Below are 16,453 nucleotides of genomic sequence, written 5' to 3'. Positions count from 1 at the left end.
ATCTTCTCCCCGTAAACGGGGAGAAGGGGCGCTGCCGCGGCGCCGCTTCCATATCTGCTGCTGATTCGCCGTGTTGCTCATTTGCGCACCGCGCCGAAGGTAATGCCACGCAGCAATTGCTTGCGGAGCAGGATGGTGAACACCAGGATCGGCACCAGGAAGATCGTCGTGCCCGCGGCGACCGCCGGCCAGTCCTGGCCGCCTTCGCCGATGATGGTCGGGATGAAGGGCGGTGCGGTCTGCGCCGTGCCCGAGGTCAAAAGGGCGGCGAACGCATACTCATTCCAAGCGAAGATCAGGCAGAAGATGGCTGTCGCGGCAATGCCGGTGGTCGCCTGCGGCAGCACGGTGCGCCAGAAGGCCTGCAGCCGCGTATAGCCGTCGATCATCGCCGCTTCTTCGTATTCGCGTGGGATCTCGTCGATGAAGCCCTTCAGCAGCCACACGGCCAGCGACACGTTGACCGCCGTGTAGAGCAGGATCATGCCGAGTGCGGTGTCCGACAGGCCAAGCTCGCGGTACATCAGGTAGATGGGAATAGCGACCGCGATCGGCGGCATCATCCGCGTTGACAGGATGAAGAACAGCAGATCGTCGGCCAACGGCACCTTGAAGCGCGAGAAGCCATAGGCCGACAATGTGCCGAGGAACACCGCGCAGAAGGTCGAGCCGAAGGCGATGATCAGCGAGTTTATGAAGCGCGGCATGAAGTTGGACGGCCCGGCGATCACCATGTTGCGCTTGCGCACTGTCTCGTCGCAGACGCCCGTAGCCGGTCCCAGCGAGTTGATGTATTCCGGTGTCTGCCGGGTGCGGGTCGAGAACAGATTGCAGTAGCCCTCGAGGCTCGGCTGGAACAGGATCTTCGGCGGATAGGCGATCGAATCCGGCGGCGTCTTGAAGCTGGTGGCGAAGATCCACAGCAGCGGCACGATCGAGATCAGCGCGTAAAGCACGATGATCGTGCCGGCGACGCGCTTCGACGTGGCCGAGGGTGCGACGACCGAATGGGCTGACGTCAGGCTCATCTCTGCTTCACCTTGTTGAGCGCTTTGACGTAGATATTGGCCAGCCCGAACACCGCGACGAACAGGATGATGGCGAAGGCTGAGGAATAACCCGTCCGCCAGCTTTCGAAGGCCTGCCGCTTCAGCGTGATCGAGGCGACTTCGGTGGTCGAGCCCGGTCCGCCGCCGGTGAGCAGGTTGACCATGTCGAACATCTTGAAGTTCTCGATGCCGCGGAACAGCACCGCCAGCATGATAAAGGGCAGCGCCATCGGCAGCGTGATCGACCAGAACTGCCGCCAGTTGGAGGCGCGGTCGACCTCGGCCGCCTCATAGATGTATTCGGGGATCGAGCGCAGCCCGGCGAGACAGATCAGCATCACGTAAGGCGTCCACATCCAGGTGTCGACGATAACGATCGACCACGGCGCCAGCGACACGTTGGAGAGCATGCCGATCTGCGTTGCCGGAATGCCGGTGACGAATGAGATGGCATAGGCGAACAGACCGATCTGCGGCTCGTAGAGGAAGCGCCAGAAATTGCCGACCACCGCCGGCGACAGCATCATCGGCACGAGAATGATGGTCGTCCAGAAGGCGTGGCCACGAAATTTCCGGTCGATCAGCCAGGCCAGCGTGAAGCCGATCAGCGTCTGCAGCAGGATGGTCCAGAACACGAAATGCGCCGTCGTCTGCATGGCGATCCAGATGTCCTGGTCACCGAGGATGCGTTTGTAGTTCGCAAGGCCGACGTTCCTGACCACTTCGTTGGGGCGATTGGCGCGGTAATTGGTGAAGGAGAGATAGATCGCCCAGAACAGCGGGAAGATGTTGATGGCGAGCAGCAACAGGATCGTCGGCGAGATGAACAGCCAGGCGAGGCCTTTGTCGCTGATGCCCCGGACCTTGCGGGCCAACGGCTCAGGCGTAGCCCGGGCAACGCTGTCCGCAGTCCGATTGAGCATGGTCAGTCCCGCTTCGGTCACTTGGTCGTCTCGACAATGGAATTTATCTGAACTGTGTCCCGTGCCAAGGGCGGCACGGGACACGCGGCATGGCTCGGGAGGAGCCGATTACATCTGCCCAACTACATCTTGCCATCGTCCTGGAAGACCTCGGTCCAGTCCTTGACCAGGCCGTCGAGCGCATCCTTGGCCGAACCCTGGCCGGCGACGACATAGTCATGGAAGCGCTTCTGCGACGCCTGCAGCAGCGGCGCATAGCTGGGCTCCGCCCAAAAATCCTTCACGATGGCCATGGAGTCGAGGAAGGTCTGCGCGTAAGGCTGGCTGGCCGGGAAGCCTGGATCTTTGACGACTGCGTTGAGGCAGGAAAAGCCGCCGAGCGACCACCATTTGGCCTGCACGTCCTTGTTGGCGAACCACTTGATGTATTTGAGCGCGGCCTCCTGCTTGTCCGAGTAGGAGACCACCGAGATGCCCTGGCCGCCAAGCTGGGCGAATTGATTGCCGTCAGGACCCTTGGGATTGGCGAAATAGCCGATCTTATCGCCGCCGACATTTTCGTCCTTCTGCAGGCCTGGCCAGGTAAAGGCGAAGTTCATATGCATCGCCACCTGGCCGGATTTGAAGGCATCGACGCCTTCGCCCATGTAGCTGTTCGAGGCGCCGGGAGGCGTGCAGCAGTCATAGAGCGCCTTGTAGAGTTCCAGCCCCTTCACCGATTTCTCGGAGTTGACAAAGCCGTCCATCTCGTAGGGCTTGTCGGGATTCTCATAGTTGAAGCCGAAGCTGTAGAGCACGTCCATGGCGCCCATGGTGATGCCTTCGGAGCCGCGCTCGGTATAGATCGACGCGCCATAGACGGTTTTGCCGTCGATCTCGCGCTTCTGGAAGAACTCGGCGATCTGCTTCAACTGGTCGAAGGTCGTCGGCGCGGCGAGATCCCAGCCGTACTTTTCCTTGAATTCCTTCTGCAGTTCCGGCTTGGAGAACCAGTCCTTGCGATAGGTCCAGCCGACGACATCGCCCATGGCCGGCAGCGCCCAGTAGTTCGGCGAGTTCTTCGGCCATTCCGAATAGCCGACGACGGTCGCCGGCACGAAGTCGTCCATGCTGATCTTCTCCTTGTCGAAGAAGTCGTTCAGCTTGACGTAATGGCCGTTCTGGGCTGAGCCGCCGATCCACTGGCTGTCGCCGATGATCAGGTCGCACAGCTTGCCCTTGGAATTCAACTCGTTGAGGAAGCGATCGGCATAGTTGGTCCACGGCACGAACTCGAATTTCATGCCGATGCCGGTTTCCTTGGTAAAATCCTTGGACAATTCGACAAGCGCGTTGGCCGGGTCCCAGGCTGCCCAGCAAAGCGTCAGATCTTCCGCCTGCGCGACGTTCGAAGCGGCTGTCGACGCAAGCATCGCCGAGGCCAGTCCCAACGTCAGTTTCCCCGCCGTCAGTTTCAAGGTCGATTTCATGCCTTCCTCCCATTTACGAAACGCGTCCGGATGACGGTTTCAAAAACCTCAACCCCCTCCTCAGGGGTCCAAACATGGCGACTCGGTTGAGCGCCGGATGTTTAGTAATTTTGTTTAGTGATGCAATTTTTACTAAACAAGGCAAGCGAATTCGTCGCTGCGCTGCAGCATGGCGCATCGGTCGCTTGGTTCAGGAAAGGCGGGTGTCAGATCGTCCGGCGCGCGGGCGCCGGCTCATTCGACCGTTTTGGTGCTCACCGTCACCGGCCGGATCACTGGGGCCGGCGGCAGCAGGGCGCGGATATCGGCGAAGGGGAAGATCGGTTCGAAGCGGAAGGCCTCGGCGAAGGAACCGGCCGCGCCATTGCACTGGCCGGCGCGAAACGCGTTCTGCGTGCGCGCCGCATCGGCGAAACGTTCGGGGTCCTGCGACTGGTGCGCTCGGATCGCCATCGCCTTGAGCTCGAAATGCCCGGAGATATCGACATAATGCGTCGGCGAAAAGCCGGTGCCACCGAGCGTATCGGCATGCAGCACCGGGACAGTGAAGGATGCCGCGATGCGCAGGCCGTCCGACAGCGCACGGTGGTCGCCATGATAGTCGTTCGGCGCATGGGTGATCGCCAGATCTGGCTTCACGTCGCCAATCAGCGCCTTCAGCGCCGCGATCAGCGCGGCATCGGCAACCAGCGCGCCATCCGGAAAGTCGAGGAAGTGCGGTGTTGCGCCAAGCAGGTCCGCCGCCACAGCCGCTTCCTCGCGGCGGGCGCGGGCGAGTAATTCCGGATCGCCCTTCCCGCCCTTGGCGCCATCCGTGGCTATCGCAAAAACCAATTCTGCGCCTTGTGCGGCATAGGCCGCCATCGTACCGAACATGAAGATCTCGATATCGTCCGGATGCGCACCGAGCGCCAGTATCTTCACTCTGCATTCTCCCTGGAACTGGAATAACGTGGACGAACGGAATTCTGCTCGCCAAGCTCCCTATGCAAGCTGTTCATGCAACGATGCCGTTGTCAAAAGCCTGGGCGGATCGCGCCGACGCATTATTCGCAGATCCTCGGGCCAATGATCCTGGACGCGTTCTCCAGGAATATCCAGATCTTCGTCGCCAGATTTTCTGTCGCCAGATCTTCTGTCGCTTGTCGGCCTCGCCGTCATTGGCGGCATCGGCCTTTTGACGATGGTGCGCGAGGAGGTGAGGCTCGGCACGGTGCGCGGGAATCCGTTCTCGCGGACCCGGCTTTGAGTTGGCCCGCCCCGGTTGCGCGGCGACCGCCACCGCTGATATGCGGGCGCTGCGGATCCGCCGCAATTGGATGGATGCATCCTTGGAACAATGACCAGAAAACCCTTGCCGGAGCTTCCGGTCTCCGCCGTACTGCCGGCGCTCAGCGAAGCGCTCGGCCATGGCAACAGCGCCGTGCTGGTGGCGCCGCCCGGCGCCGGCAAGACGACGCTGGTGCCGCTGGCGCTGCTCGACGCGCCGTGGCTCGGCACCGGAAAGATCATTCTGCTGGAGCCGCGCCGGCTCGCTGCCCGCGCTGCTGCCCGCCGCATGGCCGAACTGCTCGGCGAGGAGCCCGGCGAAACGGTTGGCTACGCCATGCGCATGGAAAACCGCACTTCTGCGAGGACCAGGATTCTCGTCGTCACAGAGGGCGTGCTGTCGCGGATGATCCTCGACGATCCGGAGTTGCCCGGTGTCTCGGCGGTATTCTTCGACGAGTTCCATGAGCGCTCGCTCGACGGCGATTTCGGGCTGGCGCTGGCGCTCGACGTGCAAGGTGCGCTGAGGCCCGAGCTGCGATTGCTGGTGATGTCGGCGACGCTCGACGGAGCACGTGTCGCGCGGCTGCTTTCCGGCGCCCCGGTGATTGAGAGCGAGGGCCGCGCCTTTCCCGTCGACATCCGCTACGACGAGCGGCCGGCCGGCATCGCCATCGAGGACGCCATGGCCAAGGCGATCCGCGCGGCCCTTGCCGATGAGAGCGGCAGCGTGCTCGCGTTCCTGCCCGGCCAGCGTGAGATCGAGCGCACGGCCGAGCGGCTGCAAGGCCGCGTCAGTGCCGACACCGATATCGTGCCGCTCTACGGCATGCTCGACAACAAGGCGCAGGACGCCGCGATCAAGCCGGCGCCGTCCGGCCGCCGCAAGGTGGTGCTGGCGACCTCGATCGCCGAGACCTCGATCACCATCGACGGCGTGCGCGTCGTCATCGATTCCGGCCTGTCGCGCCTGCCGCGCTACGAACCGGCCAGCGGCCTGACGCGGCTGGAGACGGTGCGGGTCAGCAAAGCCTCGGCCGACCAGCGCGCCGGCCGCGCCGGGCGCACGCAGCCGGGCGTCGCCATCCGGCTGTGGCGGGCCGAGCAGACGGCGGCGCTTCCCGCCTTCACCCCGCCGGAAATCCTCGAAGCCGATCTGTCGGGGTTGATGCTCGATTGCGCCGCCTTCGGTGTCGTCGACCCGGTGAGCCTTTCGTTCCTCGATCCGCCGCCGGCCCCAGCACTCAACGAGGCAAGGTCGCTGCTTCGTGCGCTCGACGCCATCGACGAGGCAGGGCGCCTGACGGAATCGGGTGCTGCGATGCGCAGGCTGGCGCTGCCGGTGCGGCTGGCACACATGGTCGCCGACGCGGCAAAGACCGGCCAGGCGTTCGAAGCGGTCATGCTTGCCGTGCTGCTCACCGAGCGTGGCCTTGGCGGCGATGGCGCCGACCTCGAACGGCGGCTGATGCGGTTCCGATCCGAAAGATCGCCGCGCGCCACCGCCGCGCGGCAGCTCGCCGAGCGGTTGGCGAAACAGGCCTCACCCTCACCCTCCCCCTCGAGGGGAGGGTCGGCGACCGAGCTGAGCGCAGCGAAGCGAGAGGGACGGGGTGGGGTCGGTAGCGAAGGGCGCGACCGCAAAACGGTGCCTTCTGAGGTGACCCCCTCCGCCGCCTTTGGCGGCACCTCCCCCTCGAGGGGGGAGGGTAGCAGCGCCGGCGCGCTCCTCATCTATGCCTGGCCGGATCGCGTCGCCAAGGCGCGCGGCGAGCGCGGCCGTTTCGTGCTGGCCAACGGTTCGGGCGCCATGCTCGACGCCGCCGATCCGCTGGCGGGCGCGGCCTGGCTCGTCGTCGCCGATCTGCAGGGCAAGGCGCAGAACGCCCGCATCACGGCAGCAGCGGCGATAGATGAGACCGACATTCGCGCTTCGCTTGCGCAAAAAATCGAGACAAGCCGCGAAACCAGCTTCGACCGCGACAGGCGCGCGGTGCGCGTGTGCGAAACCGTTCGCCTCGGCGCCATCACGCTGTCCGAACGTATGCTGCCGCCGCCGGCCGGCACTGAGGCGGATCGCGCCATCCTCGACGCCTTGCGCCAACACGGGCTGTCGCTTTTGCCCTGGGGCAAGGAGGCTGAAACGCTGCGTCAACGGCTCGGCTGGCTGCATCGCGGCCTCGGCCCGCCCTGGCCCGATGTTTCCGACGCCGCGCTCGACGATAGCCTCGACGACTGGCTGCTGCCGTATCTCTCCGGCGCGGCGTCCTTTGCGGCGATCGATCCGGGCGTGCTTTCGGCCGGCCTTATGGCATTGGTGCCGCACGATCTCCAGCGCAGGATCGAGGCACTGGCACCGACCCATTTCGACGCTCCGTCCGGCAGCCGCGTGCCGATCCGCTATGATGGCGAATGGCCGGTGCTGGCGATCCGCGTGCAGGAGTTGTTCGGTCTCGACCGGCATCCCGCGATCGCCAGTGGCACCGTGCCGCTGACGCTCGAGCTTTTATCGCCGGCGCACCGGCCGATCCAGACAACCCGCGACCTGCCCGGCTTCTGGCGCGGCTCCTGGGCCGATGTGCGGGCCGAGATGCGTGGCCGCTATCCCCGGCACGTCTGGCCGGAGAACCCGCTTCTCGCCACAGCCACCAGCCGCGCCAAACCGCGGGGGACCTAGCCTTTATCCTTTTCCGGCTATAAATCCTTGGCCATGATAAACATCCTGCGGGCGCCCGACTTCCAGCAAAGCCAGCGGCTGCGCCTTAACACGCTGATCAGGCTGCGCTGGCTTGCCATCGTCGGCCAGAGCCTGGCGGTTATCGTCGTTGCCTATGGGCTGAAGTTCCCGCTGCCCGTCAGTCCCTGCTTCGCGCTGATCGCCTGTTCGGCCTGGATGAACCTGTTGCTGACCTTCCGCTATCCGGCGGCGCATCGGCTGACCCCGCTGCCGGCTTTCGCCATCCTGACCATCGACAGCCTGCAGCTTGCCGGCCTGCTCTACCTGACGGGCGGCCTCACCAATCCGTTTTCAGTGCTGGTCACCGTGCCCGTGGTCATCTCGGCGACGTCGCTGCCGCTGCGCCTGACCGCCATCCTCGGCGCGCTGGTGATGATGGCGGCGAGCCTGCTGGTCTTCTTCCATCTGCCGCTGCCCTGGTACGAGGGCGCGCCGCTGGAGATGCCGTTCATTTATGTCGCCGGCATGTGGATGGCGGTGTTTTCCTCGATCGCCTTCACCGCGATCTATGCCTTCCGCGTGGCCGAGGAAGCCCGGCTGCTCGCCAACGCGCTTGCCGCCACCGAGCTGGTGCTGCAGCGCGAGCAGCATTTGTCGGCGCTGGACGGTCTGGCCGCCGCCGCCGCGCATGAGCTCGGCACGCCGCTGGCCACCATCACGCTTGTCGCCAAGGAGATGGAGAAGGCGCTCCGCAACGACCCAAAATACGGCGAGGACGTGACGCTGCTGCGCTCGCAGAGCGAGCGTTGCCGGGAAATCCTCATGCGCCTGACCAGCCTGTCTTCCGAGGGCGAGGCGCATCTCTCCCGCATGCCGCTGACTTCGCTGGTCGAGGAGATGACGGCCCCGCACCGCGATTTCGGCATCTCGATCAAGCTTCGCCCTGGCGAGCGCATCGGCCCCGAACCGGTCGGGCGGCGCAATCCCGGCGTAATCTACGGCCTCGGCAATCTGGTCGAGAATGCCGTCGACTTTGCCCGTAAGAGCGTCACCGTGCGCTGGAGCTGGAACGAGGCCGCCGTCACCTTCTCGATCACTGACGACGGGCCGGGTTTCCCTCCTGAAATCATCGACCGCATCGGCGAGCCCTATATGTCGACGCGGCAGGGCACCGAGGCCGGCGGCGGCCTCGGTCTGGGGCTTTTCATCGCCAAGACCTTGCTTGAACGCTCGGGGGCCACGCTCGATTTCCGCAATTCAAACGAACCGGGCGAGGGCGCCGTCGTGCAAATATCGTGGCCGCGCAGCGTCTTCCTCAACCCTGAATCGGCTTCGGCCACCATGTTTGACACGGCTTGAATTGGACAATAGCGCTCCAAAACTATATCTGCGTAAAAATCGGGCAGCAGGAATTTAGAAGACGATGAACGGCGACGAAACGACTGGCGCAATGGTTGAAGGCGAGGACACCTCGCTGCTGATCGTCGACGACGACAAGCCGTTCCTCACGCGCCTTGCCCGCGCCATGGAAGCCAGGGGTTTCGTGGTCGAGACCGCCGAGAGCGTCGAGGAGGCGGTGGCCAAGGCGCGCGCCAACCCGCCCGCATATGCCGTGGTCGACATGCGGCTCGCCGACGGCAACGGCCTCGACGTCGTTGCCGCCATCCGCGAGAAGCGCGACGACGCCCGCGCCATCATTCTCACCGGCTATGGCAACATCGCCACCGCAGTGACGGCGGTGAAGCTGGGGGCCGTTGATTATCTGTCGAAGCCAGCCGATGCCGACGACGTTTTCGCGGCCCTTACCCGCACCGCGGGCGAACGCGCCGCGCCGCCTGAAAACCCGATGTCGGCCGACCGCGTGCGCTGGGAGCACATTCAGCGCGTCTACGAAATGTGCGACCGCAACGTCTCCGAGACCGCGCGCCGGCTCAACATGCACCGTCGCACGCTGCAGCGGATACTCGCCAAGCGCGCGCCGCGCTGACGCCTGACCGAACCGAAGGTTCGTGTCGGCGAATGGCGGAATCGGCTTTCGCTGGGGATCATGCGCAAAATCAAAGTGCTACAGCCTCCTTTGCGCGTCCCAAAGGACGCGCGGCGCTGTAGAGACTTGCCCTGCCGTCGGTGTTTGCGCATCATCGCACGAGGCAACACCGGCCCTGCCGGCCGATAGGACGGAGAGCAGATGCAGGACCAGAAGCAGCGGCCGGCTTCCATTTTTCGCGAATTTCTCAGTAGCGAGGCGGCCGGCGGCATCGTTCTGATGGCAGCCGCAGCCCTTGCCCTGATCGTCGCCAATTCGCCGCTGTCCCAGGCCTATTTCGACGCCCTTCACGCCTATCTGGGACCGCTCAGCGTATCGCACTGGATCAATGACGGCCTGATGGCCGTTTTCTTCCTGCTGGTCGGCCTCGAGATCAAGCGCGAGATGCTGGACGGACAGCTCTCGACCTGGCCGCGGCGCGTCCTGCCCGGCATCGCCGCCGCCGGCGGCATGCTGGTTCCAGCGCTTGTCTACATCGCCATCAATCGCGACAATCCAGCCGCTCTGTCCGGCTGGGCGATCCCGACCGCCACCGACATCGCGTTTGCGCTCGGCGTACTGTCGCTGCTCGGCACTCGCGTGCCGGGGTCGCTGAAGGTATTCCTCACCGCCCTGGCCATCCTCGACGACCTCGGCGCGGTCGTCATCATCGCGGTGTTCTACACAAGCGGCCTGTCGCTCGCCTTTCTCGGCGCTGCCTTCGCGGTCATCGCTCTGCTCATCATGCTCAACCGCATGCGCGTGCTGACGCTGCTGCCCTATCTTGTGCTTGGCGTCATTCTGTGGGTGCTGGTGCTGAAATCGGGCGTTCATGCCACGCTCGCCGGCGTAGCGCTGGCCCTGACCATACCCCTGAAGATCTCCCCGGGTATCAGCCATGATCTCGACCATTCGCCGCTGCATCGGCTCGAACACGGGCTGCACAGGATAGTGCCTTTCGTTATCGTCCCGATCTTCGGCTTTGCCAATGCCGGCGTTTCGCTGGCCGGCCTGAGCGCTGCCGCTCTGGTCGAGCCGCTGACGCTGGGCGTCGCCGCCGGCCTCGTCGCCGGCAAGCTGGTCGGCGTGTTCGGCTCCTCGGCACTTGCCATCAGGCTCGGCTTTGCCGATCTGCCGGTCAATGCCGGCTGGCTGCACATGATCGGCATTTCGCTGCTCTGCGGCATCGGCTTCACCATGAGCCTGTTCATCGGCCTGCTCGCCTTCGCCAGCAATGTCGAGCTGCAGGACGCGGTTAAGGTCGGCATCCTCGCCGGCTCCTTCATCGCCGCGATACTCGGCGCCGCCGTGCTGCTGGTCGCGCCGGCGGCGAATGGGGCGGAAGAGGATTAGACCGGCGGCAGGCCGAAGGCTGCAAACAGTTCGGGTCCGAGCGGCGGCACATAGGTCGTCAGGGAGGCGATTTTGCCGTCGGCGGGTTCAATAACATGCAGCGAGTGGGGTCGCCATACAAGGTCACGATGGTCCAGTGCATAGACCCCGACAGCGGGCTGGCCGTTGGCTCGGGTGGCCACCGTGCGATAGCCCGCAAAATTGCCCCACACGGTCTCGATGAAATCGCGAATCGCCTTGCGCCCTTGGTACCATTCCCGCCATGGCGGCATGTGGTAGGTGGCGTCTTCCCTCAAGAGTTCGATGAAGCCGTCGAGGTTGGCGGTCTGCCAGGCCCGCATGTAGCGTTCGAGCAGAAGGCCCTCTTCCGGACTGGACCGTGGCCACTGCACGGGGCGTCCCTGAGGGTATCGCTCGCCAAGCGTTGCGCGGGCCCGCTGCAAGGCGCTGTTGATCGAAGCGGTCGATCCACCCAGCAATTGCGCCGTCTCGACCGCAGACCACCCCAGCACGTCGCAAAGCAACAGGGCGGCCCGCTGCCTGGGCGGCAGAAGCTGGATCGCCGCGACGAAGGCAAGTTGAACCGCTTCACGGGTCTCGTAGCGCGCTTCCGGACCGGGCTCGCCGTCAACGAGGTTCGGAAGCTCGGCGTCCGGATAAGGCTCCAGCCAGGTGAACTCGGCAGACCCGTCGACGGCCCGCCCGTCGGAGGGCGGCCGTTCGGGTTGTTGGAGAATGCGATGCGCTGTCGACCTCGCCTTGATGGCGTTGAGGCAGCTATTGGTGGCGATCGTGTAGAGCCAGCCGCGAACCGAGCCTCGTCCGTCGAACTGCGACCGTGCGCGCCACGCCCGCAGGAAGGTGTCCTGCACGAGGTCGTCCGCCTCGTGCAACGAGCCCATCATCCGGTAGCAGTGGAGCTTAAGCTCGCGGCGATGAGCCACTGTCAAGCGCTCGAAGGCCAGCCGATCGAGGACCGACCGGCCCGATGGCTCAAGAGGGCCAGGAGCGTCTGTCATGGGAAGCCCGGCGGTGCTGAAGTCGGCTGGCATCCTGCGCGCCTCATGCCGCCGCCGCAAGTCCACTGCCGCTCACCACGAACGAGCTGCCCTGAGCCTGGCCGGTGGCGAGCGCGATTGCAGCTCGTGCGACATCGGCCGGCGTCTGCATGTCGGTCATGCTCGCCAGGAAGTCCGCCGGGCTAATGCCCACATAGGCCGAAATGCCGTCGATGCCGCGATCGCCGACGCCGGTGCCCGGCATGATACGCGCCGGCGAAAGCGCCATGAAACGCAGGTCGTAACCAAGTCGGTCCGATTCCTTCTGGCTATGACCGGCGAGGAACACCTGCATGCGTTTTGCGCCGGCATAGCCGCCAGAGTTCGGCGGTCCGCCGCTGAATGCCGCGCCGCTGGAGATCAGAACCACCCGGCTCCCCGGCTTGAGCCGACCCTGGAGTGCCGCCTTGCAGAACAGGAACGATGCCTTGACGTCCATTTCCCAGTTTGCCGAGAAGTCCTCCCAGCTCTGCTCCTGGACGGGCGCGGACGGCGCGAGGGCGCCGGCGCAGATCACCAGGACGTCTGGCTCAAGCGCCGCGAAAACCGCATCGGGTGCGGTCTCTTCGGTGGCGTCGACCGCAAGCGTCTTCACGCCTGGTGTTTCCCGGGAGAGCTCTTTCAGGGCGGCTGTGCCACGAGCAACGGCAAGGACTGTTGCTCCCTCGCCAAGCGCGGCTTCCACGATCGAGCGGCCGACACCCCGGCTGCCTCCGATGACGACGACATTCTGACCCTGTAACGATCCCATGGATCACCTCTCTTTCCGCCGCCGGACCATTCCAGCGCCTATTGATCAGGACAGCGCAGGCAGGCGGAAATCATCGGTGCGAGATCAAAAATTGTATCGAGAGGATCGGCAGGCCCGCATGAAGGCGTGGTCCGACGCCAACGCTAGGTGGCGACGTGCGAGGCCTGTCGCCGACGCGGCGCACTCCTACTCGCTCTCGCCCTCCAGCGCCGGCACCGCCACGCCGGCGAGTTCCGCCGCGAGCAGCCGCGCTGCACCGGCCCGCGCGATCCTCAGCATCAGCGCCTTGCGGGTCGCCGCGGCCATGCGGTGCTCGGGCGCATCGCGCAGGATTTCGGCGCCATAGCCGTCGGAAAGGATAAAACCGCATTCCTGCGGAAAGATCTCCGAGGGCACGCCGGGATGCGTGGCGAAGAAGAAACGGTCGGAATGCAGCCGGTAGTCCGGCCATTTGCGGTCGACCCTGAAATCCTCGATCGAGGACTTGATCTCGATGATCCAGATGTCGCCCTGCCGGGTCAGCGCGACGAGGTCGGCGCGGCGCCCGGTCGCCAGCGACAGTTCGGGCAGCACATGCGCGCCCATTTCCTTGAGCAGCCGCTGCACGCCGCGCCGAACCAGCATCGCGCGCTCCGACTGACGGCCGTCGATAAGGGGGTTGAGAGGGACAGGCGAGATGATTGGCATGGCGGCACCATGCCAGATTCTGTTCACGGTTTGAACCCGTTTTCTTCAGGCGATTATATGGTTGACAAACCCAACGTGATTACGTAGGGTAAGGGCATAGGAGATTTCCATGTCCGTTCTGTCCCGCCCCGAATTCCACGACGAAGCCAAGGCATTCGAACACGTCGAGGCGATCTTGTGGCCGAATGGTCCGGTTTGCCCGAAATGCGGCTCTGTGGACAAGCACTACAAATTGAAGGGCATCCGCACCAAGCCTTCCAAGAAGAACCCGAACGGCGTCGAACGGCACGGTCTCTATAAGTGCAGCGCTTGCCGTGCGCAGTTCACCGTCCGCATGGGTTCGATCTTCGAGGAAAGCCATTTGCCCCTGACCAAGTGGCTACAGGCTATTCACCTCATGTGCGCCTCCAAGAAGGGCGTCAGCGCTCACCAGATGCACCGCATACTCGAATGCACCTATGAAGCCGCTTGGTTCTTGTGCCATCGCATTCGCCTTGCTATGGCGTCTGGCGACCTCTCCCCGCTTGGTGGCAACGGCAAGACCGTCGAAGTAGACGAGACGTACAGCGGACGCCTCAAGGGCACCCCGGTCAGGCGTGGTGGTGGCGCTCACAAGAACACTGTGGTTACGCTTGTCGAGCGCGGTGGCCGCGCCCGTTCGTTTCATGTCGATACGGCCCGCATTGGAACGATCATGCCAATCGTCCGCGCCAACATCGCCAAGGAAAGCGCACTCATGACCGACGAGTCCGGCATCTATCGCCGCGTAGGCCAAGAATTCGCATCGCACGATTTTGTGACGCACTCCAAAGACGAGTATGTTCGCGGCACCATCCATACCAACACGGTGGAAGGCTTCTATTCAATCTTCAAGCGCGGCATGAAGGGCGTTTATCAGCATTACGCCGAGCACCACCTGCACCGCTACCTTGCCGAATTCGATTTCCGCTACAGCAACCGCATTGCCCTTGGCGTTGATGACGGCACCCGCGCCTTTATCGCGTTGAAAGGTGCCGCCGGTAAGCGCCTCACCTATTATAGACCTGCTTGACGACAAGCGACGACACTTCCGCAAATCCGTGCAATTGGAGCTTCCACTTTGGCGGTATGCGAGGCGCAGCAAGAAAAGGCCGGGGACCTAGTCCCCGGCAGTTAGGTTGGTCGGAACGGCTAGGCGGCTACGCCGCTAGCGCCGTCTTATCGGCTGCGATAGTGGCCGCAGACGGATTCTATGCGTCCGAAACGGAAGCGCGTGTAGGGATTGACCCATATCATCGCGACACCCTCTTTTCAGAGTGTGGGCCTTGAAAAGAGGCGGCAAAGATGCGATTCTCAGGGTGTTGTGATCCTGGGTCGCGGGGCTTTACCGCCCTTTCCGACTGCTGGTCATTCTAGAGCCGCCTCACCGTTGCAACCGGTTTGGCGGCTTTTCTCTTAGTCTCCCCTCTGACGCCAATGGCCAGAGCGCGAGGGGCTAAGCAGGTCTCTTCATTCCAGATCCTCTCGGAATCATGTTGGCGGCTTGCCGCGCGCGGGAATAGGCCACATCTGCCTTCGTCAGTCAATGGCCAAGCCACCGCTTAGTGCGCGCTAACCCGTTTTCGGCATAACATTCTGCTATTGCCAATTTCCGCATATATCTATATGAAGGCTATCCAAAGTTCGATAATTGTTCTTTTCATTTTTTTGAAGAAAGGGAGCCTCTCCGATGAACACAGAGTTTGAACATCAGGAAGAGCAGACGACGGAAGAAAGTTCTGGACCGCAGGAGCGCGAGCGCTCAACGATACAATTCCCCTACATGTCTCTTTCCGATGCGCTCGACGTGGTTCGAACGCTCCATGACAACGTCGGGCAGGGTGAAGCTACCGAAGACCAGCTTGCGGCATGGATGAACCTCAGCCCAAAGAGCAGCGGCTTCCGAGTGCGTATTGGAACGACGCGAACGTTCGGCCTCATGGAACCGAATGGGCCCGGTCTCAAGTTGACAGCGCTTGGGCGCGCGTCAGCCGATCCCGCTCAGGAGCGCAAGGCAAAGGTCGAAGCCTTCTTGACGGTCCCCCTCTACAAGCTTGTTTACGAAAACTACAAAGGCGGTGTCGTGCCGCCGGCGGCGGCATTCGAGCGGGATATCAAAACTTGGGGTGTGGCTCCGAAGCAGACATCACGCGCTCGTCAAGCATTGGAGCGCTCCGCAGAGGAAGCGGGATTTTATGAGAGTGGGCGCAATCGCTTGGTGATACCGGCATCAGCTTCCTTTAAGGCCAGCGATGAGGGCGGCAGCAAGGGCGGCAGCGGCAGTGGGAGCGGCGGAGGCACCGGTAACGGCGGTGATGCGCCAACGCTAGATCCTATTATCAAGGGCCTGATAGATCGCCTGCCGCCACCAGGAACCGACTGGCCGAAGGCAAAGAGGAAGCTCTGGCTCCAAATCCTCGAAAATAGCTTCGATCTGGTCTATGAGGATGACAGCAAGTCGGGAGATGCGTTCCAGTGACGAAAAAGTCCGCGCCGAAGGCGGCGGGAAAAACGCAGATTGAGAAGTTTCGCGAAGCCGCGCGTGAACTGAAAACTGATCAGTCAGACGCCGCCTTTGAAGCCGTGGTGAACAAGATCGCGAAGGCGCCGAAACTCACCAACGAAGCGATAAAAGAACTGGTGCGCCGGAAGCGCGAACAGGCGAAGGATTAGGCGCGCGGGACCGACCGAAAGGGCGAGATGACGCGCAAGCGGCGGTCAAAGTACTCAATCATGTATGGTGATAGCTCTTCGCTCTGGTCATTGCCGGGGTAAACAACATACCCATCCTTCGAAACCAGCTTGGTCACGGGGACCATGCCGATATCCGGGTCCGCTTGAATACCAGAACGACAAGTTCCGCCACCTTGAGACTTCAGCCAGAACATGTACTGGCCGAGGGTTGCCACCCTTTACGCGACCATCTTTTGTTCGCGGCTCACTACTCGGTCCTCGTATAGGACACGAACAGTCTCAGGAGCCGGCCCAAGGTCAAGCAAATTGCGGCCCTCCGCTTTCGCGTCGCGAGCTTCCGCGTTCAGCGCAATGCCAAGACGCCGCGACGCTTCTTCGGGGGTGTCCCCTTGAGCGGCGATATCAACCTCTAAGGCTTGGGCGATGTAGTGGTCGCCGTCTTTGAAGACGACCAACCGAATTGCGGTCTTGTCCATCAT

15 protein-coding genes are annotated in these 16,453 nt (G+C 63.3%); 7 read left to right on the top strand and 8 right to left on the bottom strand.

From position 1 onward, the window contains the following. Positions 1-77: 77 nt before the first annotated feature. From EN807_RS01615 to EN807_RS01600, 4 genes are all read right to left on the bottom strand, one after another. The gene (locus tag EN807_RS01615; protein ID WP_095493844.1) at positions 78-1,028 is read right to left on the bottom strand and encodes a carbohydrate ABC transporter permease; all 951 of its coding nucleotides are present in this window, start codon (positions 1,026-1,028) and stop codon (positions 78-80) included. Further along, positions 1,025-1,972, bottom strand: coding sequence for a sugar ABC transporter permease (locus EN807_RS01610; protein ID WP_077377482.1), 948 nt, complete (start codon positions 1,970-1,972; stop codon positions 1,025-1,027). The genes EN807_RS01615 and EN807_RS01610 overlap by 4 nt, the downstream gene beginning before the upstream one ends. 122 nt (positions 1,973-2,094) lie before the next feature. After that, positions 2,095-3,441 (bottom strand): ABC transporter substrate-binding protein, encoded by a 1,347-nt coding sequence (locus tag EN807_RS01605; protein ID WP_135933628.1) that lies wholly within the window; start codon positions 3,439-3,441, stop codon positions 2,095-2,097. 234 nt (positions 3,442-3,675) lie between these two features. Further along, on the bottom strand, positions 3,676-4,365 hold the full coding sequence (locus EN807_RS01600) for a PIG-L deacetylase family protein (protein WP_135933627.1): 690 nt from the start codon (positions 4,363-4,365) through the stop codon (positions 3,676-3,678). A 415-nt stretch (positions 4,366-4,780) separates the two neighbouring features. On the opposite strand from EN807_RS01600, the gene hrpB reads away from it, so the two are divergent. From hrpB to nhaA, 4 genes are all read left to right on the top strand, one after another. Beyond that, positions 4,781-7,387 carry an ATP-dependent helicase HrpB gene (hrpB, locus tag EN807_RS01590; protein WP_135933626.1) on the top strand — a complete coding sequence of 869 codons (2,607 nt, stop codon included), beginning with the start codon at positions 4,781-4,783 and terminating at the stop codon, positions 7,385-7,387. Between the two features lie 33 nt (positions 7,388-7,420). Next, positions 7,421-8,746 carry an ActS/PrrB/RegB family redox-sensitive histidine kinase gene (locus EN807_RS01585; RefSeq protein WP_189522438.1) on the top strand — a complete coding sequence of 442 codons (1,326 nt, stop codon included), beginning with the start codon at positions 7,421-7,423 and terminating at the stop codon, positions 8,744-8,746. A 64-nt stretch (positions 8,747-8,810) separates the two neighbouring features. After that, positions 8,811-9,374 (top strand): ActR/PrrA/RegA family redox response regulator transcription factor, encoded by a 564-nt coding sequence (locus tag EN807_RS01580; RefSeq protein ID WP_135933624.1) that lies wholly within the window; start codon positions 8,811-8,813, stop codon positions 9,372-9,374. 201 nt (positions 9,375-9,575) lie between these two features. Next, positions 9,576-10,766, top strand: coding sequence for a Na+/H+ antiporter NhaA (nhaA, locus tag EN807_RS01575; RefSeq protein ID WP_135933623.1), 1,191 nt, complete (start codon positions 9,576-9,578; stop codon positions 10,764-10,766). Here nhaA and EN807_RS01570 read toward each other — a convergent pair. The 3 genes from EN807_RS01570 to EN807_RS01560 form a co-directional block, all read right to left on the bottom strand. After that, positions 10,763-11,785, bottom strand: a complete 1,023-nt coding sequence (locus EN807_RS01570; RefSeq protein ID WP_135933622.1) for an RNA polymerase subunit sigma-70 — start codon at positions 11,783-11,785, stop codon at positions 10,763-10,765. The genes nhaA and EN807_RS01570 overlap by 4 nt on opposite strands. Before the next feature lie 43 nt (positions 11,786-11,828). Continuing rightward, entirely contained in the window at positions 11,829-12,575 is a 747-nt protein-coding gene (locus tag EN807_RS01565) for an SDR family oxidoreductase (RefSeq protein ID WP_135933621.1), read from the bottom strand. Between the two features lie 186 nt (positions 12,576-12,761). Next, positions 12,762-13,262, bottom strand: coding sequence for an MmcB family DNA repair protein (locus EN807_RS01560; protein ID WP_135935745.1), 501 nt, complete (start codon positions 13,260-13,262; stop codon positions 12,762-12,764). A 109-nt stretch (positions 13,263-13,371) separates the two neighbouring features. Between EN807_RS01560 and EN807_RS01555 the strand changes: the two genes are divergently transcribed. The 3 genes from EN807_RS01555 (at position 13,372) to EN807_RS01545 (ending at position 15,953) form a co-directional block, all read left to right on the top strand. After that, positions 13,372-14,313, top strand: a complete 942-nt coding sequence (locus tag EN807_RS01555; RefSeq protein ID WP_135933620.1) for an IS1595 family transposase — start codon at positions 13,372-13,374, stop codon at positions 14,311-14,313. Between the two features lie 657 nt (positions 14,314-14,970). Beyond that, positions 14,971-15,759 (top strand): hypothetical protein, encoded by a 789-nt coding sequence (locus tag EN807_RS01550; protein WP_135933619.1) that lies wholly within the window; start codon positions 14,971-14,973, stop codon positions 15,757-15,759. Continuing rightward, complete coding sequence (locus tag EN807_RS01545) at positions 15,756-15,953, top strand: hypothetical protein (protein WP_135933618.1); 198 nt, start codon at positions 15,756-15,758, stop codon at positions 15,951-15,953. Before EN807_RS01550 ends, EN807_RS01545 begins: the two co-directional genes overlap by 4 nt. Before the next feature lie 239 nt (positions 15,954-16,192). On the opposite strand, the gene EN807_RS01540 is transcribed toward EN807_RS01545, so the two are convergent. Continuing rightward, positions 16,193-16,453, bottom strand: coding sequence for a hypothetical protein (locus tag EN807_RS01540; protein WP_135933617.1), 261 nt, complete (start codon positions 16,451-16,453; stop codon positions 16,193-16,195).

The sequence above is a fragment of the Mesorhizobium sp. M5C.F.Ca.ET.164.01.1.1 genome (genome assembly GCF_004792125.1).
In the GTDB taxonomy this organism is placed as follows: domain Bacteria; phylum Pseudomonadota; class Alphaproteobacteria; order Rhizobiales; family Rhizobiaceae; genus Mesorhizobium; species Mesorhizobium wenxiniae.
The sequence above is the reverse complement of the archived record's forward strand: the minus strand, read 5'-3'. Positions and strand labels throughout refer to the sequence as shown.

Bases quoted from the DNA above. Each gene is read 5' to 3' on its own strand.
- EN807_RS01610 (WP_077377482.1), bottom strand. From the start codon at position 1,972: ATGCTCAATCGGACTGCGGACAGCGTTGCCCGGGCTACGCCTGAGCCG.
- EN807_RS01570 (WP_135933622.1), bottom strand. From the start codon at position 11,785: ATGACAGACGCTCCTGGCCCTCTTGAGCCATCGGGCCGGTCGGTCCTC.
- EN807_RS01550 (WP_135933619.1), top strand. From the start codon at position 14,971: ATGAACACAGAGTTTGAACATCAGGAAGAGCAGACGACGGAAGAAAGT.
- EN807_RS01605 (WP_135933628.1), bottom strand. From the start codon at position 3,441: ATGAAATCGACCTTGAAACTGACGGCGGGGAAACTGACGTTGGGACTG.
- EN807_RS01615 (WP_095493844.1), bottom strand. From the start codon at position 1,028: ATGAGCCTGACGTCAGCCCATTCGGTCGTCGCACCCTCGGCCACGTCG.
- EN807_RS01540 (WP_135933617.1), bottom strand. From the start codon at position 16,453: ATGATGGACAAGACCGCAATTCGGTTGGTCGTCTTCAAAGACGGCGAC.
- EN807_RS01560 (WP_135935745.1), bottom strand. From the start codon at position 13,262: ATGCCAATCATCTCGCCTGTCCCTCTCAACCCCCTTATCGACGGCCGT.
- EN807_RS01555 (WP_135933620.1), top strand. From the start codon at position 13,372: ATGTCCGTTCTGTCCCGCCCCGAATTCCACGACGAAGCCAAGGCATTC.
- nhaA (WP_135933623.1), top strand. From the start codon at position 9,576: ATGCAGGACCAGAAGCAGCGGCCGGCTTCCATTTTTCGCGAATTTCTC.
- hrpB (WP_135933626.1), top strand. From the start codon at position 4,781: ATGACCAGAAAACCCTTGCCGGAGCTTCCGGTCTCCGCCGTACTGCCG.
- EN807_RS01565 (WP_135933621.1), bottom strand. From the start codon at position 12,575: ATGGGATCGTTACAGGGTCAGAATGTCGTCGTCATCGGAGGCAGCCGG.
- EN807_RS01580 (WP_135933624.1), top strand. From the start codon at position 8,811: ATGAACGGCGACGAAACGACTGGCGCAATGGTTGAAGGCGAGGACACC.
- EN807_RS01585 (WP_189522438.1), top strand. From the start codon at position 7,421: ATGATAAACATCCTGCGGGCGCCCGACTTCCAGCAAAGCCAGCGGCTG.